15 protein-coding genes are annotated in these 17233 nt (G+C 68.8%); all 15 read left to right on the forward strand.

What is annotated here, in order from left to right:
- Positions 1–7 precede the first annotated feature (7 nt).
- On the forward strand, positions 8–760 hold the full coding sequence (locus BLQ77_RS13800; RefSeq protein ID WP_089960089.1) for an HpcH/HpaI aldolase family protein: 753 nt from the start codon (positions 8–10) through the stop codon (positions 758–760).
- A gap of 136 nt (positions 761–896) precedes the next feature.
- A complete protein-coding gene (locus BLQ77_RS13805) occupies positions 897–1121 on the forward strand; it encodes a hypothetical protein (RefSeq protein ID WP_131822017.1) in 225 nt (74 codons plus the stop codon).
- Between the two features lie 192 nt (positions 1122–1313).
- A complete protein-coding gene (locus BLQ77_RS13810) occupies positions 1314–1718 on the forward strand; it encodes a cupin domain-containing protein (RefSeq protein ID WP_089960094.1) in 405 nt (134 codons plus the stop codon).
- 279 nt (positions 1719–1997) lie between these two features.
- On the forward strand, positions 1998–2987 hold the full coding sequence (locus BLQ77_RS13815) for a LacI family DNA-binding transcriptional regulator (protein ID WP_165617100.1): 990 nt from the start codon (positions 1998–2000) through the stop codon (positions 2985–2987).
- A gap of 122 nt (positions 2988–3109) precedes the next feature.
- Positions 3110–4465, forward strand: a complete 1356-nt coding sequence (locus BLQ77_RS13820; RefSeq protein WP_089960101.1) for an aminotransferase family protein — start codon at positions 3110–3112, stop codon at positions 4463–4465.
- Between the two features lie 21 nt (positions 4466–4486).
- Positions 4487–6640, forward strand: a complete 2154-nt coding sequence (locus BLQ77_RS13825; protein ID WP_207545842.1) for a N,N-dimethylformamidase beta subunit family domain-containing protein — start codon at positions 4487–4489, stop codon at positions 6638–6640.
- Positions 6637–7392 (forward strand): class II aldolase/adducin family protein, encoded by a 756-nt coding sequence (locus BLQ77_RS13830; protein WP_089960104.1) that lies wholly within the window; start codon positions 6637–6639, stop codon positions 7390–7392. The genes BLQ77_RS13825 and BLQ77_RS13830 overlap by 4 nt, the downstream gene beginning before the upstream one ends.
- 82 nt (positions 7393–7474) lie before the next feature.
- Positions 7475–8455 carry a TRAP transporter substrate-binding protein DctP gene (dctP, locus tag BLQ77_RS13835; RefSeq protein ID WP_008887609.1) on the forward strand — a complete coding sequence of 327 codons (981 nt, stop codon included), beginning with the start codon at positions 7475–7477 and terminating at the stop codon, positions 8453–8455.
- A complete protein-coding gene (locus BLQ77_RS13840; RefSeq protein WP_165617101.1) occupies positions 8452–9006 on the forward strand; it encodes a TRAP transporter small permease in 555 nt (184 codons plus the stop codon). Before dctP ends, BLQ77_RS13840 begins: the two co-directional genes overlap by 4 nt.
- A 9-nt stretch (positions 9007–9015) precedes the next feature.
- Complete coding sequence (locus BLQ77_RS13845) at positions 9016–10293, forward strand: TRAP transporter large permease (RefSeq protein WP_008887663.1); 1278 nt, start codon at positions 9016–9018, stop codon at positions 10291–10293.
- 825 nt (positions 10294–11118) lie between these two features.
- Positions 11119–13341 (forward strand): FepA family TonB-dependent siderophore receptor, encoded by a 2223-nt coding sequence (locus BLQ77_RS13850; protein WP_242661725.1) that lies wholly within the window; start codon positions 11119–11121, stop codon positions 13339–13341.
- Between the two features lie 91 nt (positions 13342–13432).
- Complete coding sequence (locus BLQ77_RS13855) at positions 13433–13975, forward strand: TRAP transporter small permease (protein ID WP_089960109.1); 543 nt, start codon at positions 13433–13435, stop codon at positions 13973–13975.
- Positions 13969–15240, forward strand: coding sequence for a TRAP transporter large permease (locus BLQ77_RS13860; protein ID WP_089960111.1), 1272 nt, complete (start codon positions 13969–13971; stop codon positions 15238–15240). Before BLQ77_RS13855 ends, BLQ77_RS13860 begins: the two co-directional genes overlap by 7 nt.
- 26 nt (positions 15241–15266) lie before the next feature.
- The gene (locus BLQ77_RS13865) at positions 15267–16235 is read left to right on the forward strand and encodes a TRAP transporter substrate-binding protein (RefSeq protein WP_089960114.1); all 969 of its coding nucleotides are present in this window, start codon (positions 15267–15269) and stop codon (positions 16233–16235) included.
- Entirely contained in the window at positions 16232–17155 is a 924-nt protein-coding gene (locus tag BLQ77_RS13870) for an alpha/beta hydrolase (RefSeq protein ID WP_089960117.1), read from the forward strand. The genes BLQ77_RS13865 and BLQ77_RS13870 overlap by 4 nt, the downstream gene beginning before the upstream one ends.
- The last annotated feature ends 78 nt before the right edge of the window (positions 17156–17233 follow it).

Raw genomic sequence — 17233 nt, forward strand, 5'->3', positions numbered from 1 at the left:
CACCACCATGACCACCACTTTCAGGGACAGGGTGCGGGCGGGCGAGCTGCTCGTGGGCACCTTCGTCAAGACGCCCTCGCCGCATGTGGTAGAGATCCTCGGCCACGCCGGGCTCGACTTCGCGGTGATCGACCAGGAACACGCACCGATCGAGCTGGGGCAGATGGACATGCTCTCGCTCGCCGGGCGCGCCGTCGGCCTGCCGCTGCTGTCGCGGCGCTGGGGCAAGGGCACCGACTGGATCGCGCCGCTGCTCGACCTCGGGCTCACCGGGGTCATGGTTCCGCACGTGCTGGACGCGGAAGGCGCCGAGGCGGTCTGCGACTCGGTCCGCTTCGCGCGCAACAAGCGCGGGCTCTCGCCCTCGCCGCGGGCGGGCAACTATGGCGGCATGGGCATCCCCGCCTACCGCGAGGCCAGTGACCGGACCAGCGTCACCATGGTGCAGATCGAGGACGAGAGCGCGCTTGAGCATCTCGACGCCATTGCCGCCATCGACGACGTGGACCTTCTCTTCGTGGGGCCCGCGGACCTGTCGCAGTCGATGGGCGTGGCCTTCCCGTCGCCCGAGCTAGACGCCGCCATCGACCGGGTGGTCGCCGCCTGCCGCAAGGCGGGCCGCGCTGCGGGGCTCTTCGTGGGCGACCCGGCGCAGATCCCGGCGTGGCATGCCAAGGGCGTGACGGTCTTCGTCTGCGGCTCGGACCAGGCGCTGCTGCGCAAATCCGCCGCCGCCCTGATGGCTTCGCGCAACGCCTGACCCGGCCCGCCACCTGACCACAGGCCGCGCCTCGTCTCGGGGCGTGGCCTTTTCCGTGGCCTCCTCTTTCGTGACGCCATCTCCCGTGGGGGGGGTGTCCGGCCCGGGCCGGGCCTGTCCCGACACGGTCTCGTTCGTGCGCCCTTACCCGATGGGCCAGCAGGGGCGGGGCGGCGTGGCGCTGCTGATGACTGCGGTGGCGTCGTTCTTCGGGGGCGGCCTCTGCGGCGCCTGCCGGCTGCGCTGGCTCGAGGGCGAGCCGATCCACGGCGATCTCGTGTTGCGGCCGGACGAACGCAAGACCGAGCTGATGGCCTGCACCGCGCAGTCGGCCTCGGACGAACTGATGGTCGATCTTTGAGGGGAGAGCCGGGGACGGTGGCGGAACAACTTGGCGGCGAAACGCTTTCGGCAGAGGCGCTCGGGATGCGTCTCCGGGTCCTGCGCAGAAGCGGCAGATGACGCTGGACGCGCTGGCGGCACAGACCGATCTCGACAAGAGCTAAATCTCGCGCGTCGAGCTGGGCAAAAGTCGGCCTCCCTCGCCACGCTGATGCGGCTCTCCTGCGCGCTCGGCGTCAGCGTCAGCGAGTTCTTCGGCGGCAGTGTCGGCTCCGAGGACATCCAGGTGGCGCGCGCGGGCGAGCGGGTCACCGTCACCCCCACCGGCAGCGGCGCGCCCCATCTCGAGGCACTCGGGATCAAGAGCGACAAGCTCTCGACCTTCGTGCTGCACCCGCAGGAGGAGTCGCAGGCCGTAGGCCACGGCTCGGTCCCCACCCGCGAGGAATGCGCCTACGTGCTGAAAGGCGAGGTCGAGGTCTCGTTCGAGGGCCGCAGCGAGCGTCTTTCGGCGCAGGATTGCGTGCATTTCCCCGGCATCGTCCCGCACAAGATCCGCCGCATCGGCAGCGCCGAGACGGTTGTGCTGGTGATCGTGGTGAACGGCGATCTCTGACGGGTCGCCCGGGCCGTGGCCCGCAGGCGTCCCCCCGGCGATCAGGTCGCGGTTTGGGGCAAAAGCGGGCAGTCGGGGCGTATCCGTGCTAGGCTGGCCCCGTCTTCATAGGCGAAAGCTTGCCTGAACACCGCTTTTCGGTCAGGAGCGATGGAATCGGACGCGCAGCGGGCCGAGCCATCGCCCCGGTATGCCCGGGTCCTGTCGGCGACGCCGGGGGCCGGTCGCCTGCGACCATCCGGGGCACTGGGTCGGCGGTCGCCACCGGCGGGGAGGGACATGCAGAAACGCGTCACGCAACGGGATGTCGCCGCGCGCGCAGGTGTCAGCCAGGCCGCCGTGTCGCGGGTCATGGCCGAGCATGGCTACGTGGCCGAGGACGTCCGGGCGCGGATCATGGAAGCGGCGGCGGCGCTTGGCTACAGGCCCGATCCGGTGGCGCGGACGCTGATCACCGGGCGCTCCAACATCGTCGCCGTGGTGGTCGGCAACGTCGTGAACCCGTTCTTCCCGGTGGCGCTCTCGGCCCTGACCGAAGCGCTGCGGCAGGAAGACCGCGAGGTGCTGCTGTTCAACGCGGCGCCCGGTCAGAATATCGACGACCTCATCCCCGGCGTGCTGCGCTACAAGGTGGCCGGGATCATCGTGATGACCGTTGCGCTGGGAAGCCGCGCCGCCGAGTTCTGCGCCGACGCGGGCGTGCCCTACGTGCTTTTCCATCGCTACGCCGAACAGGGCGGGGCCTTTGCCGTGGCCTGCGACAGCGGGGCCGGCGGGCGCGAGGCGGCGCGCCATCTCGTGGCGACGGGCTGCCGGACCATGGCCTATGTCGGCGGGCTCGAGGATTCCTCGCCCAACCGCGACCGCGCCAACGGCTTCATCGCCGGGCTGCGCGAGGCTGGGCTCGCGCCGGTCGAGCACCTGAACGGTGCCTTCACCTATGACTGGGGGCGCGAGGCCATCAACGGGCTGCTGTACCGCCATCCCGATCTCGACGCGGTGTTCTGCGGGGACGATGCCATCGCCTGCGGGGTCGTGGATGCGCTGCGCTACGACCTCGGGCGCAAGGTGCCCGACGAGGTCTCGGTCATCGGTTTCGACGATGTGCCGCAGGCGAACTGGGCCGCCTACCGGCTCACCACCGTGCGCCAGCCGCTCGAGGCGATGATCGCGCAGACGCTGACCCTGCTGAAGCATCCCGAGGACGAGGCGCGCAGGCTCCACCTGCTGCCGGGCGAGATGATTATTCGGGCAACCACGCGGCGCTAAGGCGCCGTTGCAGAAACCGATCCCACCGGCTTGCTTGACAGGCAAAGGGGGCGGAGTCCAACCTTGTGATTACGTATTCACACATTGATGGATATGTCATCACATCGAAGTTGGAGTCCTGAATGTCCGCCTTGCTGAAGAACGATCTCGCCAAACCCTACCAGACGGTGGCGCGGGGCAAGGGGGTCTGGCTCTGGGACACCGAGGGCCGGGACTACATCGACGGCTCCTCCGGCGCGATGACCGCCAACATCGGCCACGGCGTTGAGGAAATCGCCGACGCGATGGCCGCGCAGGCCCGCGAGGTGGCCTTTGCCTTCACCGCGCAGTTCACCAACGCCCCCGCCGAGGAGCTCGCCCGCAGGCTGACCGCGCTGGCGCCCGGGGATCTTGACCACGTGTTCTTCGTCAACAGCGGCTCCGAGGCCTCGGAACATGCGATGCGTCTCGCGCTGCAGGTCTGGCGAGAGCGCGGACGGCCCGGCAAGACGCGCTTCATCAGCCGCCAGCGCAGCTACCACGGCATGACCATGGGGGCGCTGTCGATGTCCGGCCACGACGGGCGGCGCGGCGATTTCGGCGACTACCTGCACGCCTTCCCCGAGGTGCCGCCCGCCTATGCCTTCCGGTCGGACTGGGGCGATCTGCCCGAGGAGGAGCAGGGCGCGGTGGCGGTGGCGGAGTGGGAGACGGCGATCCTCGCCGCGGGCGGGGCCGACAAGGTGGCCGCCGTCATCGCCGAGCCCATCGTGGGCGCCGCGGGCGGGGCGCTGGTGCCGCCGCCGGGCTACTTCACCGCCCTGCGCGAGATCTGCGACCGCCACGACGTGCTGCTGATCGCCGACGAGGTGATCACCGGCATGGGGCGCACCGGCAGCTGGTTCGCCAGCGGATTCGAGGGCATCGTCCCGGACATCCTGAACACCGCCAAGGGGCTGAGCGCGGGCTACACGCCGATGGGCGCCGTCATCCTGCGCGCGCCGCTGGTCGAGACCATCCGGCAGGGCTCGGGGCTCGCGCCCTACGGCCACACCTTCTCGGGCAACCCGCTCAGCGCCGCGATCTGCCTTGCGGTGCTCGACTACATGGAGACGCACGACGTGCTGGGCAACGTCGCCGCCCGCGCCGCCGAGATGGAGGCGGGGCTGAAGGCGCTTCAGCAGCGCTATGCCCACGTCGCCGACGTGCGGGGCAGGGGTCTGCTCTGGGGCTTCGAGTTCGTCATGGACCGGCAGGGCAAGACCCCGCCGCCCGCCGAATTCAACGCCACCGGCACCTTCGTCGATCTCTGCTGGGAAGAAGGGCTGGTGGTCTATCCCGCCGGCATCAAGCCGCTCAACAACGCGTGCCTGATCTCGCCGCCGCTGGTCATCACCGCCGACGAACTGACCGAGCTTCTGACCCGCATGGACCGGGCGCTGGCGAAAATGGAAACGCGCCTGCTGGCGCTCGGCCAGGGTCAGGACGCCCTCGCCTGACATCATCGGAAGACCTGAGACATGACTGACCAGACCGCCCCGGCCGTGCCGCCGCTGACCGGCTATCTCGACCGCCTTTCCGCCCGGCCGGGCGAACGCATCGCCGTCAAGACCTCGAGCCAGATCCCCGGCGAGATCGCCGCCCGCGTGGTGCGCATCTGGAACGCCGACGCCAACCCCGAGGGCATGGGGATGCACATCGAAGACGTGGCGGGGCTCGACCTCGGCAGGTTTGCGGCGCAGGAACAGCCCGCCCGGCTGGGCAGCTGGGGCTGGGTGCCGACCGCGGGTCTTTTCGACACCGCGCGTCTCGTGGTGAGCCTGCGCGTGCAGCCCTGGCTGGTGCGCGAGAGCGGCGGCACCATCCTCGCCCTCACCGGGCCGGACGGCGCCAGCCTCTGGACGCTGACCGCCTATCCCGACCGCATCGAGGCCGTGGCGGGCGAGGCCGTCATCACCGCCGCGATCACCCCCAAGCGCAAGGTCTGGTACGACCTGACCCTCGCGCTCGACCTGCGCGGCGGCGCGGCCGAGCTTTCGGTCACCTCGCTCGACGGCTACCAGGAGGCCGCGTCGGGTGGCGCCTTCACCTTCGCACCGGTGGACGGCGCCCGCCTGAGCTTTGCCGCCCGGCCCGAGGGCTGTGGCGCCACGGCACATTTCAATGGCCGGCTCGAGGACATCACGCTGCGCGAACAGGGCCCCGAGGGCCCGGTGCGGGCGTTCTGGGATTTCAGCATCGCGATGAACAGCGCAGGCGTCGTGGACACCGGGCCGCTGGCGTTGCACGGCCAGCTCGTGAACCTGCCCACCCGCGCGGTGCGCGGCTCGCACTGGGACGGGACCGAGATGGTCTACACCCACGCGCCGCGCCAGTACGCCGCGATCCATTTCCACGAGGACGACATCTACGACTGCGGCTGGGACACCAGCCTCGAGCTGGCGATCCCCGAGGGCCTCGCCAGCGGCGTCTACGGCGTGAAGCTGACGCAGGACGGGCACGAGGACATCATCCCCTTCTTCGTCCTGCCGCCCAAGGGCACCCGCAACGCCAAGGTCTGCTACCTCGCCTCGACCTTCACCTACATCGCATATTGCAACCACGCGCGCGGCAACCTCGACGACGCGATGGAGGCGCGCATCACCGACTGGGGCACGCCGCGCGGGCCCGACAACTTCCCGGGCTTCGGCACCTCGACCTACAACTACCACCCCGACGGCGCCGGGCATTGCTTTTCGTCGCGGCTGCGACCGATGCTGACGATGCGCCCTGGCTTCCAGACCTTCGCCATCCACGAGGGCTCGGGGCTGCGGCACTTCCCGGCGGACGGCCATCTCGTCGAGTGGTTCCGCCGCATGGAGATCGACATCGACGTGATCACCGACGAGGACCTGCACCGCGAGGGGCTGGAGCTCATCGCGGGGTACGACGCGCTCGTCACCGGATCGCACCCGGAATACCACACGCCCGAGACCCTGAACGCGCTGCGCGACTACACGCGGCAGGGTGGCAACTTCTGCTATCTCGGCGGCAACGGCTTCTACTGGAAGATCGCGGTCAGCGACGCGCTGCACGGCGTGATCGAGGTGCGCCGCGCCGAGGGCGGCATCCGCGCCTGGGCCACCGAGGCGGGCGAGGGCTACCACATGCTCGACGGCCAGTACGGCGGGCTCTGGCGCCGCAACGGGCGCGCCCCGCAGGAGATCGGCGCGGTGGGCTTCTCGGGGCAGGGCTTCTTCGAGGGCTCGCCCTACGCGCTGACCCCCGAGGCGTCCGACGCGGATGTCGCGTGGATCTTCGAGGGCGTCGACGAGGACCCGCTGGGCGATTACGGCTTCTCCGGCGGTGGCGCCGCGGGCTTCGAGCTTGACCGGGTGGACTTCGCGCTCGGCACGCCCGAGGGCACCAAGGTGCTTGCACGCAGCTTCGGCCACGGCCCGAGCTTCATGTGCGTCCCCGAAGAGGTGCTGAGCCACTTCGCCACGCTCACCGGCGAGCCGCCCAAGGATCTCGTCCGGGCCGAGATCGCCTATGCTAGGCTTCCGGGCGGCGGGCAGATCTTCACCACCGGCTCCATCACCTTCTGCGGCAGCCTGCCGTGGAACGACTTCGACAACGGCTGTTCGCGGATGCTCGAGAACGTCGTGCGCCGCTTCGGAGGGCTCGAGGCATGACCACCGCACCCGCGATGACCGAAACCGAAACCGAGCTGCGCCGCGATCTCGCGGCGGTGTTCCGCGCCATGGCCCGGCTCGGGATGACCGAGCAGATCGCCGGGCACAACTCGATGATGCTCCCCGAGGAAGCCACCGACGGCGAGCCGATGTTCCTCATCAACCCGCGCGGCCTGCATTTCTCGGAGGTGCGCGCCAGCGACCTGCTGCTGTGCAAGCTCGACGGCACCGTCGTGCGTGGCGGGGGCGAGTTGCGCCGGGTGGCCTTCCACATCCACGCCCGTGTCCACCTCATGCACCCGGGCGCGCGCTGCGTCCTGCACACGCACCCGCAATACCTCACCGCGCTGTCGCTGATCGAGGGCGGGCGCATGGCTTTTGCCCACCAGAACGACATGGCGCTGGCCGAGCGCATTGCCTACGACGACGAGTTCGGGGGCATCGCGCTCACCGACGAAGAGGGCGACCGCATCGCCGAGAAGCTCGGCGACCGCACCATCCTCGTGATGGCCAACCACGGGGTGACGGTGGTGGGGCCGACGATCCACGACGCCTTCGACGAGCTCTACATGGCCGAGCAGACCTGCAAGTACCAGATGACCGCCAGGGCCACCGGCCTGCCGCTGCGCAAGCTCAACGAGCAGTTCCGCATGCACCACCGCGGCGCCTGGTCCGACTATTTCGATGCCCGCCTGCACCTCGACAGCTGGCGCCGGCGGCTCGACCGCGAGGAGCCCGACTACGCGCAATGATCGCGCGCCGACGGCCCGGGTCATGTGCCTGATCCGCGCCGGCCAACAACCAAAGGGCACATCCAACAGAGAAGGAAGACCCATGCAAATCAAACGAGCGACCGCGGCGATCGCGGCCCTGATCACGTCGACCGCGATCGCCACCACAGCCCAGGCGCAGAGCGTCGAGGCGACCTTCGGCATCCTGTTCGGACCGACCACCCCCTTCGTGGCCTGCGGTGGCCTCCCGATGGCCGAGGAACTGGCCGACGCCGGTTTCGACATCAGCGTGGTGCACTCGGCGCAGCTCGGCTCCGAGAACCAGATGGCCGAGCAGGTCTCGTTCGGCGAACTCGAGATGGCGGTGATCACCTCGTCGATCTTCGCCGCCTGGAGCGAGAACATCTCGGTGCTCGAGACCTATTACCTCTATGACAACGTCGACCAGGTGATGAAGGTCTACACCACGCCGACCGCGCAGGCGCTGATGGACGAGCTGCTCGAGGTCGCCAACGTCCGCGTCGTGGGCTCGCCCTGGCTCTACGGCGTGCGCAACGTCTTCGGCATGAAGGAAATCCACGGCCCCGACGACTTCTCTGGTATGCGCCTGCGCGTCCCCGAAACCCCGGTGTCGATCGAGGGCGCCAAGTCGCTGGGCGCGCAGCCCACGCCGGTCGCCTATTCCGAGCTCTACCTCGCGCTGCAGCAGGGCATCGTGGACGGGGCCGAGGCGCCGATCCCGATCATCGGGCTCGAGTCCTTCGACGAGCCAGCCGAGTACGTCGCGATGACCCGGCACCTGATCACCGCCGCGCCCTTCGTGGTCAACGAGGACTTCTGGCAGTCGCTCAGCGCCGAAGAGCAGGAGGCGCTCACCACCGCCGCCACCAGTGCCTCGGAGCGCGTGCGCGAATGCGTCGACACCGCCGAGGCCGAGACGCTGGCCAAGTGGAAGGAGAACGGCGAGGTCACGGTGATCGAGGATCTCGACGTCGAGGCGATCAAGGCCAAGGCGCGCGAGCATTTCTCCTCGGGCCTGCCCTATTCCGAGGCCTACGTGAAGCTGCTCGAAGACCTGAAATGAGCGGATCCGTCCAAACGGAGGAGGGCGCGCGTGACAGCGCGCCCTTCGTCCTTCCCGCACCGTTGCGCTGGCTCGACCGGATCGAGGAATGGATCAGCGTGGGCTTCCTCAGCCTCGTGCTGATCGCCGTCTCGACCCAGGTCATCGCCCGCTACGTCTTTGCAGCGCCGCTGTTCTGGGGCGACGAGCTGGCACGCTACAGCTACGTCTGGATGTCCTTCGCCGCCGCCGCCTTCATCACCGGGCGCCGGTCGCACGTGACCATCGGGCTTCTCGACGGCAGGCTCTCGGCGCGCCACCTGCGGGCGCTGGAATGCCTGGCCCAGGTCATCGTGGCGATCACCTGCCTTTGCGTGGTGGTGTTCAGCTACAGCTGGCTGATGAAGACGGCGGGGCCCAAGTCCTCGGCGCTGCGCATGCCGATGATCTATCTCTACGGCGGCGCCTGGATCGCCTTCGGCCTGATGGCCCTGCACAGCCTCGTGAGCGCCTTTTACGTCGCCACCGGCCGGATGCCGGCCCTGCCGCCCGCCGGCGACACCTACGAATAGGACCCCGCCATGGAACTGATGATGATGCTGGGCGGCATGGCCGTCCTCCTGATCCTGCGGGTGCCCGTCGCCTTCGCCATGCTGCTGCCGTCGCTGGGCTACATCGCCATGGCGCCGCGCATTTCGATGGGCGTGGCGGTGCAGCGGGTGACGGCGCTGCTCGACAGCTTCCCGCTGCTGGCGGTGCCGCTCTTCATCTTCGTAGGCTTCCTCGCCAACTCGGCGGGCCTTGCCGACAAGCTGATCAACGCGCTGCTTGTGGTGACCGGGCGGGTGCGGGGCTCGCTGGCCTACGTGAACGTCAACGCCTCGCTGGTATTCTCGTGGATGAGCGGCTCGGCGCTGTCGGATTCCGCGGCGCTCGGCTCGGTGCTGCTGCCGACCATGCGGCGCAACGGCTACGACCCGCATTTCGCCGCCGCCATCACCGCCGCGTCTTCGACCATGGGCCCGATCATGCCGCCGTCGATCGCCGCCGTGCTCTACGCGGTGCTGACCAGCACCTCGGTGGCCGCGACCTTCCTCGCGGGGGTGATCCCGGCGCTGATGATCTTCGTGGCGCTGACGCTCTATATCTACCTCTACGCCCGCAACCGCACCGAGCTTACCGCCGAGGCCATCCCACGCTCCGAGGCCGTCCGCACGCTGATCGGCGCGCTGCCGATCTTCCTCGCGCCGGTGGTGCTGCTGGGCGGCATCCTCGGCGGCATCTTCACGCCCACCGAGGCCGCAGCGGTCACCGCCATGTACCTGCTGGTGCTGTCCTTCGCCTGCCGCTGGATCACCCTGCGCGGGCTCTACGACACGCTGGCGGGCACTGCGGCCACCACCGGGCGGGTGATGCTGATCGCCAGCGTCGGCGCGCTCTTCTCCTACATTATGGCGCGCGAGCAGATCCCGCAGCAGGCGGCGGATTTCCTGACCTCGCTGACCGAGAACAAGTGGGTCTTCCTGCTGCTGCTCAACATCTTCCTGCTGCTGATCGGCATGGTGCTCGAGCCCGCCTCGGCGCTGCTGGTGACGGTGCCGATCTTCTACCCGATCGCGCAGCGCTACGGCATCGACCCGGTGCAGCTTGGCGTGGTGGTGATCTTCAACCTGACGCTCGGGCTGATGACGCCGCCGGTCTGCCTCGTGCTGCAGATGCTGGCGCAGGTGGGCAACCTCAACTTCGGCCGGGTGCTGAAGGCGACGCTGCCGTTGCTGGGGATCCTGTTCATCGTGCTGCTGATCGTGACCTATGTCCCGGCGCTGACCCTGACGCTGCCGCGCCTGCTGGGCGTGTGACAGGCCTGCAATCTGGCGCTGCCCGGGCGGGAAGGAACCGCCCGGGCAGCCCGCATGGAGCGCACCTGAGGGGCGTTTCGATAGCCGGACAACTTCGCACGCGAAGCTGAACCGAACCTTAAGAATTGCGGCTCTCAAAACAAAAAGAATTCGCTTGATACCCCGGTGATTTCGCCTCATTTTGCGGCGCAGCGAAGACGGGGTGACGGGGCGTAAGGCCCGTCGCATCCGTCAGCCGCATCGACCCACGCCGCATGCATTCGCCCGGGCCGGTGTCTCCCCCCCAAAGATCGACCGCCGCAGGAGACCGCCGACACGGTTGCGCGCGCCGTCCTTCCGTTATGTGCCCTTGTCTGGCGCAACCGAGGGATATTCGCGCGGGACCATCGTGACATTCATCCGGACACTCTCCGGGACCCCGTAAAGAGCGATTTCTCGAATTCGCCAACCATTTGCCGTGACGCGGCAAATGGCAGGGAATGTTTGTTCCGAAAAAGTGTAATGGGATGTCCCGAAAATCCACCCGAACCGTGCAAATGAGGATCATTTGCGGCGGAAATTCATCTTGCGATATTAATCGGCTATCTGAATGTTAATAAACGATTTTAATTCAATTATTCCGCAGCATCATATTTGTCACATCATCGTTATTACGATTTGACCAATATCGGGAATCATGGTTTTCCCGACCACAGGCAAGCCGACGCCAGCTCAAAAACTCCGCAACCAATAATGACGAGAGGACTGTGCATGGCGACCGCGCGCGCACGGTTGGCCTCCGGGTCGGCCATATTCCTGCTTTCAATCACCTCTGCGATTCCAGCCTTGTCGCAGACCCTGTCCATTGAACCCACCGAGACCTTCGATCTCGGCACCATCGTGCTGACCGCCGAAGAGCAGATCAAGCAGGCGCTCGGCGCCTCGACGATCAGCGCCGAGGATCTCGAGAAGCAGCCCGTCGTCAACGATGTGGCCGAGATCATCCGCAAGATGCCCGGCGTGAATCTCAGCGGCACCTCGCCCTCGGGCCAGCGCGGCAACCAGCGTCAGGTCGACATCCGCGGCATGGGCCCAGAGAACGTGCTGATCCTGATCGACGGCCGCCCTGTCCTGTCGCGTACCTCGGTCAAGATGGGCCGCTCGGGCGAGCGTGACACCCGCGGCGACACCAACTGGGTGCCCGCCGAGATGGTCGAGCGTATCGAGGTTATCCGCGGCCCGGCGGCGGCACGCTACGGCTCGGGCGCTGCGGGCGGGGTGGTGAACATCATCACCAAGGCCCCCGACAGCGACCTGTTGCAGCTCGGAATGTTCTTCGACGCGCCGGAAAGCGACCTCGAGGGCTTCACCCAGCGCTACAACGTGCTCTGGGCCAAGCGCCTGAACGAGGATTTCGCCCTGCGCCTCAGCGGCAGCTACAACCGCACCGAGGCCGACGACCCGGATCTCAACTCCGATGTCGAGACCTGCGAGACCGACGATGACGGCGTCGAGAGCTGCTCGCGCGACGCGGGCAACGAGGGCGTGGTCAACAAGGACGCCACCCTGCTGCTGAGCTGGGAACCGAGCGACCGCAACAAGTTCGACTTCGAGCTCGGCTGGTCGCGGCAGGGCAACCTCTTTGCCGGCGACACCCAGCTTGGCGGGCGCCTGACCGACGATCCCGACTCCATCGTGGGCCAGCTTGCCGACGACGGCGAAGAGACCAACGTGATGGAGCGCAGCGTCGCCGCGATCACCCACACCGGCACTTACGGCTGGGGCTCGACGCGGAGCTACCTTCAGTACGAGTACACCGACAACAGCCGCCTCTCCGAGGGCCCCGCAGGCGGCGGCGAAGGCTCGATCAACTCGACCTCGGACTGGGACACCGCGATCCTGCAGGCCATCGCCGCCAAGTCCGAAGCCTATATCGACCGCAGCTTCTTCGGCCGTCCGGCGGCGATGACGCTGGGGGCGGAACTGCGCTACGAGACGCTCGACCTGTCGGACTACGGCTCGTTCTCGTCGATCACCACCGACGACGGCAGCCGCGACTCCTCGGATGCGGACGACACCACCGAGCAGCTTACCTTCGGCATCTACTACGAAGAGAACATCGAGTGGACCGACCGCCTGACGCTCACGCCCTCGGTCCGCTTCGACCACGCGGACACCTTCGGGAGCAACTTCTCGGGCGGCATCAACGCGACCTACGACATCAACTCGGAATGGACCGTCAAGGGCGGCGTGGCCAAGGCCTTCAAGGCGCCGACGCTCTACCAGCTCTCGGACACCTACGTCTACACGACGCGCGGCAACGGCTGTCCCTATCCCTATTACCGCAACGGTCCGTGCTACGTGCTCGGCAATGACGATCTCGACCCCGAGACCTCGATCAACAAGGAGATCGGCGTCAGCTACAACGGGCTCGACAACGGCATCGTCGCCACGCTGACCTATTTCCACAACGACTACCGCGACAAGATCCAGTCCGGCACCGACCAGGTCGGCACCACGCTGGTCAACGGCAGCCCGGCGCGTCTCTACCAGTGGCAGAACGTGCCCGAGGCGCGGGTGCAGGGTCTCGAGGGCAGCTTCGCCAAGACCTTCAACGACCAGTTCTCGCTGGCGGTGAACGGGACCTACATGATCGAGTCGGTGCAGCAGCTGAAGATCAAGGGCGGCACCAACACCAGCACCGGCGAGACCTTCGGTAGCGAGTCGATCGAGGTGCCGCTGTCGCTCGTGCCGGAATACACGATCAACGCCGCGCTGACCTGGAACGTCAACGACCAGTTCGCGATCGTGCCCTCGCTGACCCACTACGGCAAGACCGAGGCTTCGGACTACAGCGCCCACTCCGGCTACGCGAACGACGACACCGACAGCCGCGATCCCTACACGCTGGTGAACGTCGGGATGACCTACCAGTTCAACAACGGGTTCAACCTGAAGGCCGGTGTCACCAACGTCTTCGACAAGTCGATCCAGCGCTCGGGGGACGGTGCCGAAACCTACAACGAGCCCGGCCGGGCCTATTACTTCGGCCTGACCAAGACCTTCTGATCCTCCCCGATCGGAGAGGTCTTCGGAAGACGCCCCGCCGCCCCACTGTCCCCGGCGGCGGGGCAAACGCACCTCAAGGACCAGACCCCACGTGACACGGACGAGCTCCCGGTTTCCCACCCTGCGCCGCCTCGACGCGCGGCTTGCCGCGGCCGAGCTGCGGATCGCCGCGGCGCTTCTGGCGGCGATGCTTCTGTGCATGGCCGCGGGCGCGGTGATGCGCAGCGCCGGGCGGCCGCTCGTGGGCGCCGACGAGCTTGCCGTCCTGCTCATGGTCTGTGCCGCCTTCTTCGGCGCCTCCGCCAATCTCGCCAGCGGCGACCACGTCGCAGTGGACCTGCTGGCCCGGCGCCTGCCGCCCGCGACGCGGCGGTTGACCGGGGCGGTTCTGCTGGCGCTCCTTGCGGGATTTGCCGCCTGTCTTTGGGTCTGGCTCGACCCGGTGGGGCTCTGGCGCACGGGCTCGGGCGCGGCACTGGCGCGCGATAGCGGCAATTTCACCTATACCGAGCCAACCATGACGCTGGGCCTTGCCAAGGCGTGGTTCTGGCTGCCTATGGTGCCCGCCACTCTTGGCGCCATGCTGCACGTCACGGTGCGGCTCGTCTCGCCGGCAGAGGCGCCGCGATGCTGAGCTTTCTGGCCTTCCTCCTGCTGCTCGCCGCCGGTCTGCCCGTGGCCTTCGCGATGATCGCGGGCGCGGTGCTGCAGATCGTGCTCGGCGGAAACGGCGTGCTGCTCTTGAGCCTGCCGCAGCAGCTCTACCAGGGGATGGAGAACTACGGCCTCCTCGCCCTGCCGATCTTCATCCTGCTGGGCGAGCTGATGAGCGCCAGCGGCGCCGGGAGGCGGCTGTTTGCGCTGGCCGGGCTCTGTGCGGGGCGGGTCCCGGGCGGGCTGGCGCAGGCGACGCTTCTGGCCAACGCGCTGATGGCCGCGGTGCTGGGCTCGACGGTGGCGCAGATCACCCTGATGTCGCGGCTCGCCGTGCCCGAGATGGAGCGCGCGGGCTACCCCCGCGACGCCGCCGCGGCGCTCACCGCCGCCGGGGGCCTGCTGGCGCCGGTGCTGCCGCCCTCGATGCTGCTCATCGTCTTCGGGGTCATCGCGGAGGTGCCCATCGGCGACCTCTTCCTCGCCGGTATCGGCCCGGGGCTGGCGATCCTTGCGGTGCTGTCCGGCGTCACGGTCTGGCAGGGCCGGGGAGGGCGCTTCCCCGCCGCCGCACCCGCGACCGGGCCCGCGCGCAGGGTCCTGGCCGAGGCGCTGCCCGCGCTCGCCATCCCCGCCGCGATGATCGCCGCCATCCTCACCGGCCTCGCCACCCCCGCCGAGGCGGGCGTCGTGGCCATCGCCGCCGTCATCGTCGTCGGCCGGCTGGTCTATCGCGAGCTCACGCTGGCGCAGATCGGCCCGGCACTGATCGCCACCGCCCGCAGCAGCGCGGGCATCCTGTTCCTGATCTCCGCCGCCAGCCTCTACGCCTGGGTCGCCGCGTGGGAGAACCTTCCCGCCATGGCCGCCGCGCGCATCGCCGCGATCTCGGAGGATCCGCTGGTATTCCTGCTGCTGCTGAACCTGCTGCTTCTGGGCCTCGGCATGGTCACCGACCCGCTGCCCGCGCTGATCCTCGTGGTGCCGGTTCTGCTGCCGGTGGCCACCGACATCTACGGCATCGACCCGATCCACTTCGGCCTCTTCGCCTGCATCAACCTCACCGTGGGCCTGCTGACGCCACCCGTAGGCGTTGGCCTCTTTACCGCCGCGCTGCAGACCGGCGTCGGTGCGGGGCGGCTGGCGCGGCTGGTGCTGCCCTACCTCGCCGGCGTGCTGCTGGTGCTTGCCCTTCTGGTGCTCTGGCCGGGGCTGGCGCTTGGCCCCCTCCGCTTCCTGCAATGACCCGAAACGACCTGACGGAGCCCTTCATGTCCCTTCGCCCCGCCGCCCTGAGCCTCTCCCTCGCGCTGCTCGCGGCGCTGCCCGCCGCCGCCGAGCAGTACCGGCTCGGGCTCATTACCCCGCCGCCGCACCAGTGGACCCAAACCGCCGTCAGCATCGCCGCCGAGATCGCCGAGGCCACCGAGGGCCGGGTCGAGATCCTCGTGATGCCCTCGGGCCAGCTCGGCAACGAGGCGCGGATGCTGCAGCAGCTGCAGACCGGGGCCATCGACTTCGCCATGCTGACAGCGGCGGAATTCGCCAACCGCGACGCCAATTACGGCGTCTTCTACGCGCCCTTCATCGCTGCCGACACGCAGGCCGCCGCTGCCCTGCTGCGCGGCGAGGTGGCGCGGGAGCTGCTGGGCGGCATGGACCTCTTCGGCCTGCAGGGCCTGGCGTGGGGCATGGCCGGGATGCGCCAGATCGTGACCTCGGGCGAGGTCACCGAGGCGGCGGAGCTCACGGGCCTGCGGGTGCGCACCGTGCCGCTGGCGCCCGAGATGGACTTCTGGACCGGGCTCGGCGCCGCGCCCACGCCGATGCCGCTTCCGGCGCTCTACGATGCCTTCGCCAATGGGCAGGTCGACGCCATGCAGATCGACCACGAGGGCACGTGGAATTCCGGCTACTGGAAGCACGCGGGCACGATCATCGACTCGCGCCACATGATCTTCCCGATGGCCGCCGTCGCCTCCTCGCGGAAATGGCAGGGCATCGACGCCGCCGACCGCGCCGTGGTGGCCGAGGTCTTTGCCCGGCAGGTGGCCGCGATGGTCGACCTCTACGGCGAGATCGACGCCATCAACCTCGCGAGGCTCGAAGAGACCGGCGTGCCGGTGATCCCGGCCGACCGCGCGTGGTTCGGCGCCTCCGTGGACAGCTGGTACGAGGACTGGCGCAACCGCGCACCGCTGCTCGCAGCACTCGAGGCCGAGGCGGGGGCGCTGGAATGAGGTGGCTGGTCCTGCTCATCGCCATGACGCTGCCGATCGCCGCTGCCGCGCAACCCGCGCCGGTGCCGCTGGGGCCGACGATCCTCGACACCGGCTCTCAGGTGGTCAGGGTCGAGAGCTTCACGCTGTCCGCGCCGGGGCAGGGTGCGGACTACCGCATCGGCGTGCTGATCCCGCGCCGCCCCGCGCCCGAGGCAGGGTTCCCGGCGCTCTACCTGCTCGACGGCCAGGCGGCGGCGGAGCTGCTGACCGACGAGGTGCTGGGCGCGCTCGATCCCGACACGCTGCCGGTGATCGTGACGCTGGGCTACACTGGCGACGCGCGTTTCGCCGGGCCCGAACGCACCCGCGACTACACCCCGCCCGGCCCGGACGGCACCGAGGTCATCGACCCGCGCGGCCGTCCCGGTGGCGGGGCCCCTGACTACCTCACCCTCCTCAGCGACGAGATCCTGCCACGGGTGGTCGGGATGGCGCCGCTCGACCCGGACCGCAGCCTGATCTGGGGACACAGCTACGCCGGGCTCTTCGTGCTCTGGTCGGCGAGCACGCCCGCGTCGCCCTTCGCCCGATACGTCTCGGCGAGCCCGTCGCTCTGGTGGGATGGTGCGGCCTACTTCGACCGGGCGAAGGCGCGGGCCAGGGCCGGAGACTGGCCGCCGCGCCCGCTCGACCTGCACAAGGGCGGGATGGAGCGCGAACGCGCCAGCACCCCCGACACGCCCGACGCCCGGAAGCTCGTGCGCGAGCGCGCGGCCGCCCCCGCGCGGGCCTTCGAGGACCTCGACGCCGCGCTCCGGGCCGCGGGCATCCCGGGCGAGACGACGGTCTTTCCCGGGCTCAGCCACGGCGAGACCTTCCGCGCCTCGCTGCGTCAGGTGCTCGCAAACGCTGCCCGGCTGACCGAGCGCCCGCGATGACCCGCAGGGCGCCCGGCACCGAGACCGACGAGACACGAGGCGGCACCCGGCCTCGCGCGGGGGAGGTTCCCGCGACAC

The sequence above is a fragment of the Salipiger thiooxidans genome, from assembly GCF_900102075.1.
In the GTDB taxonomy this organism is placed as follows: Bacteria; Pseudomonadota; Alphaproteobacteria; order Rhodobacterales; family Rhodobacteraceae; genus Salipiger; species Salipiger thiooxidans.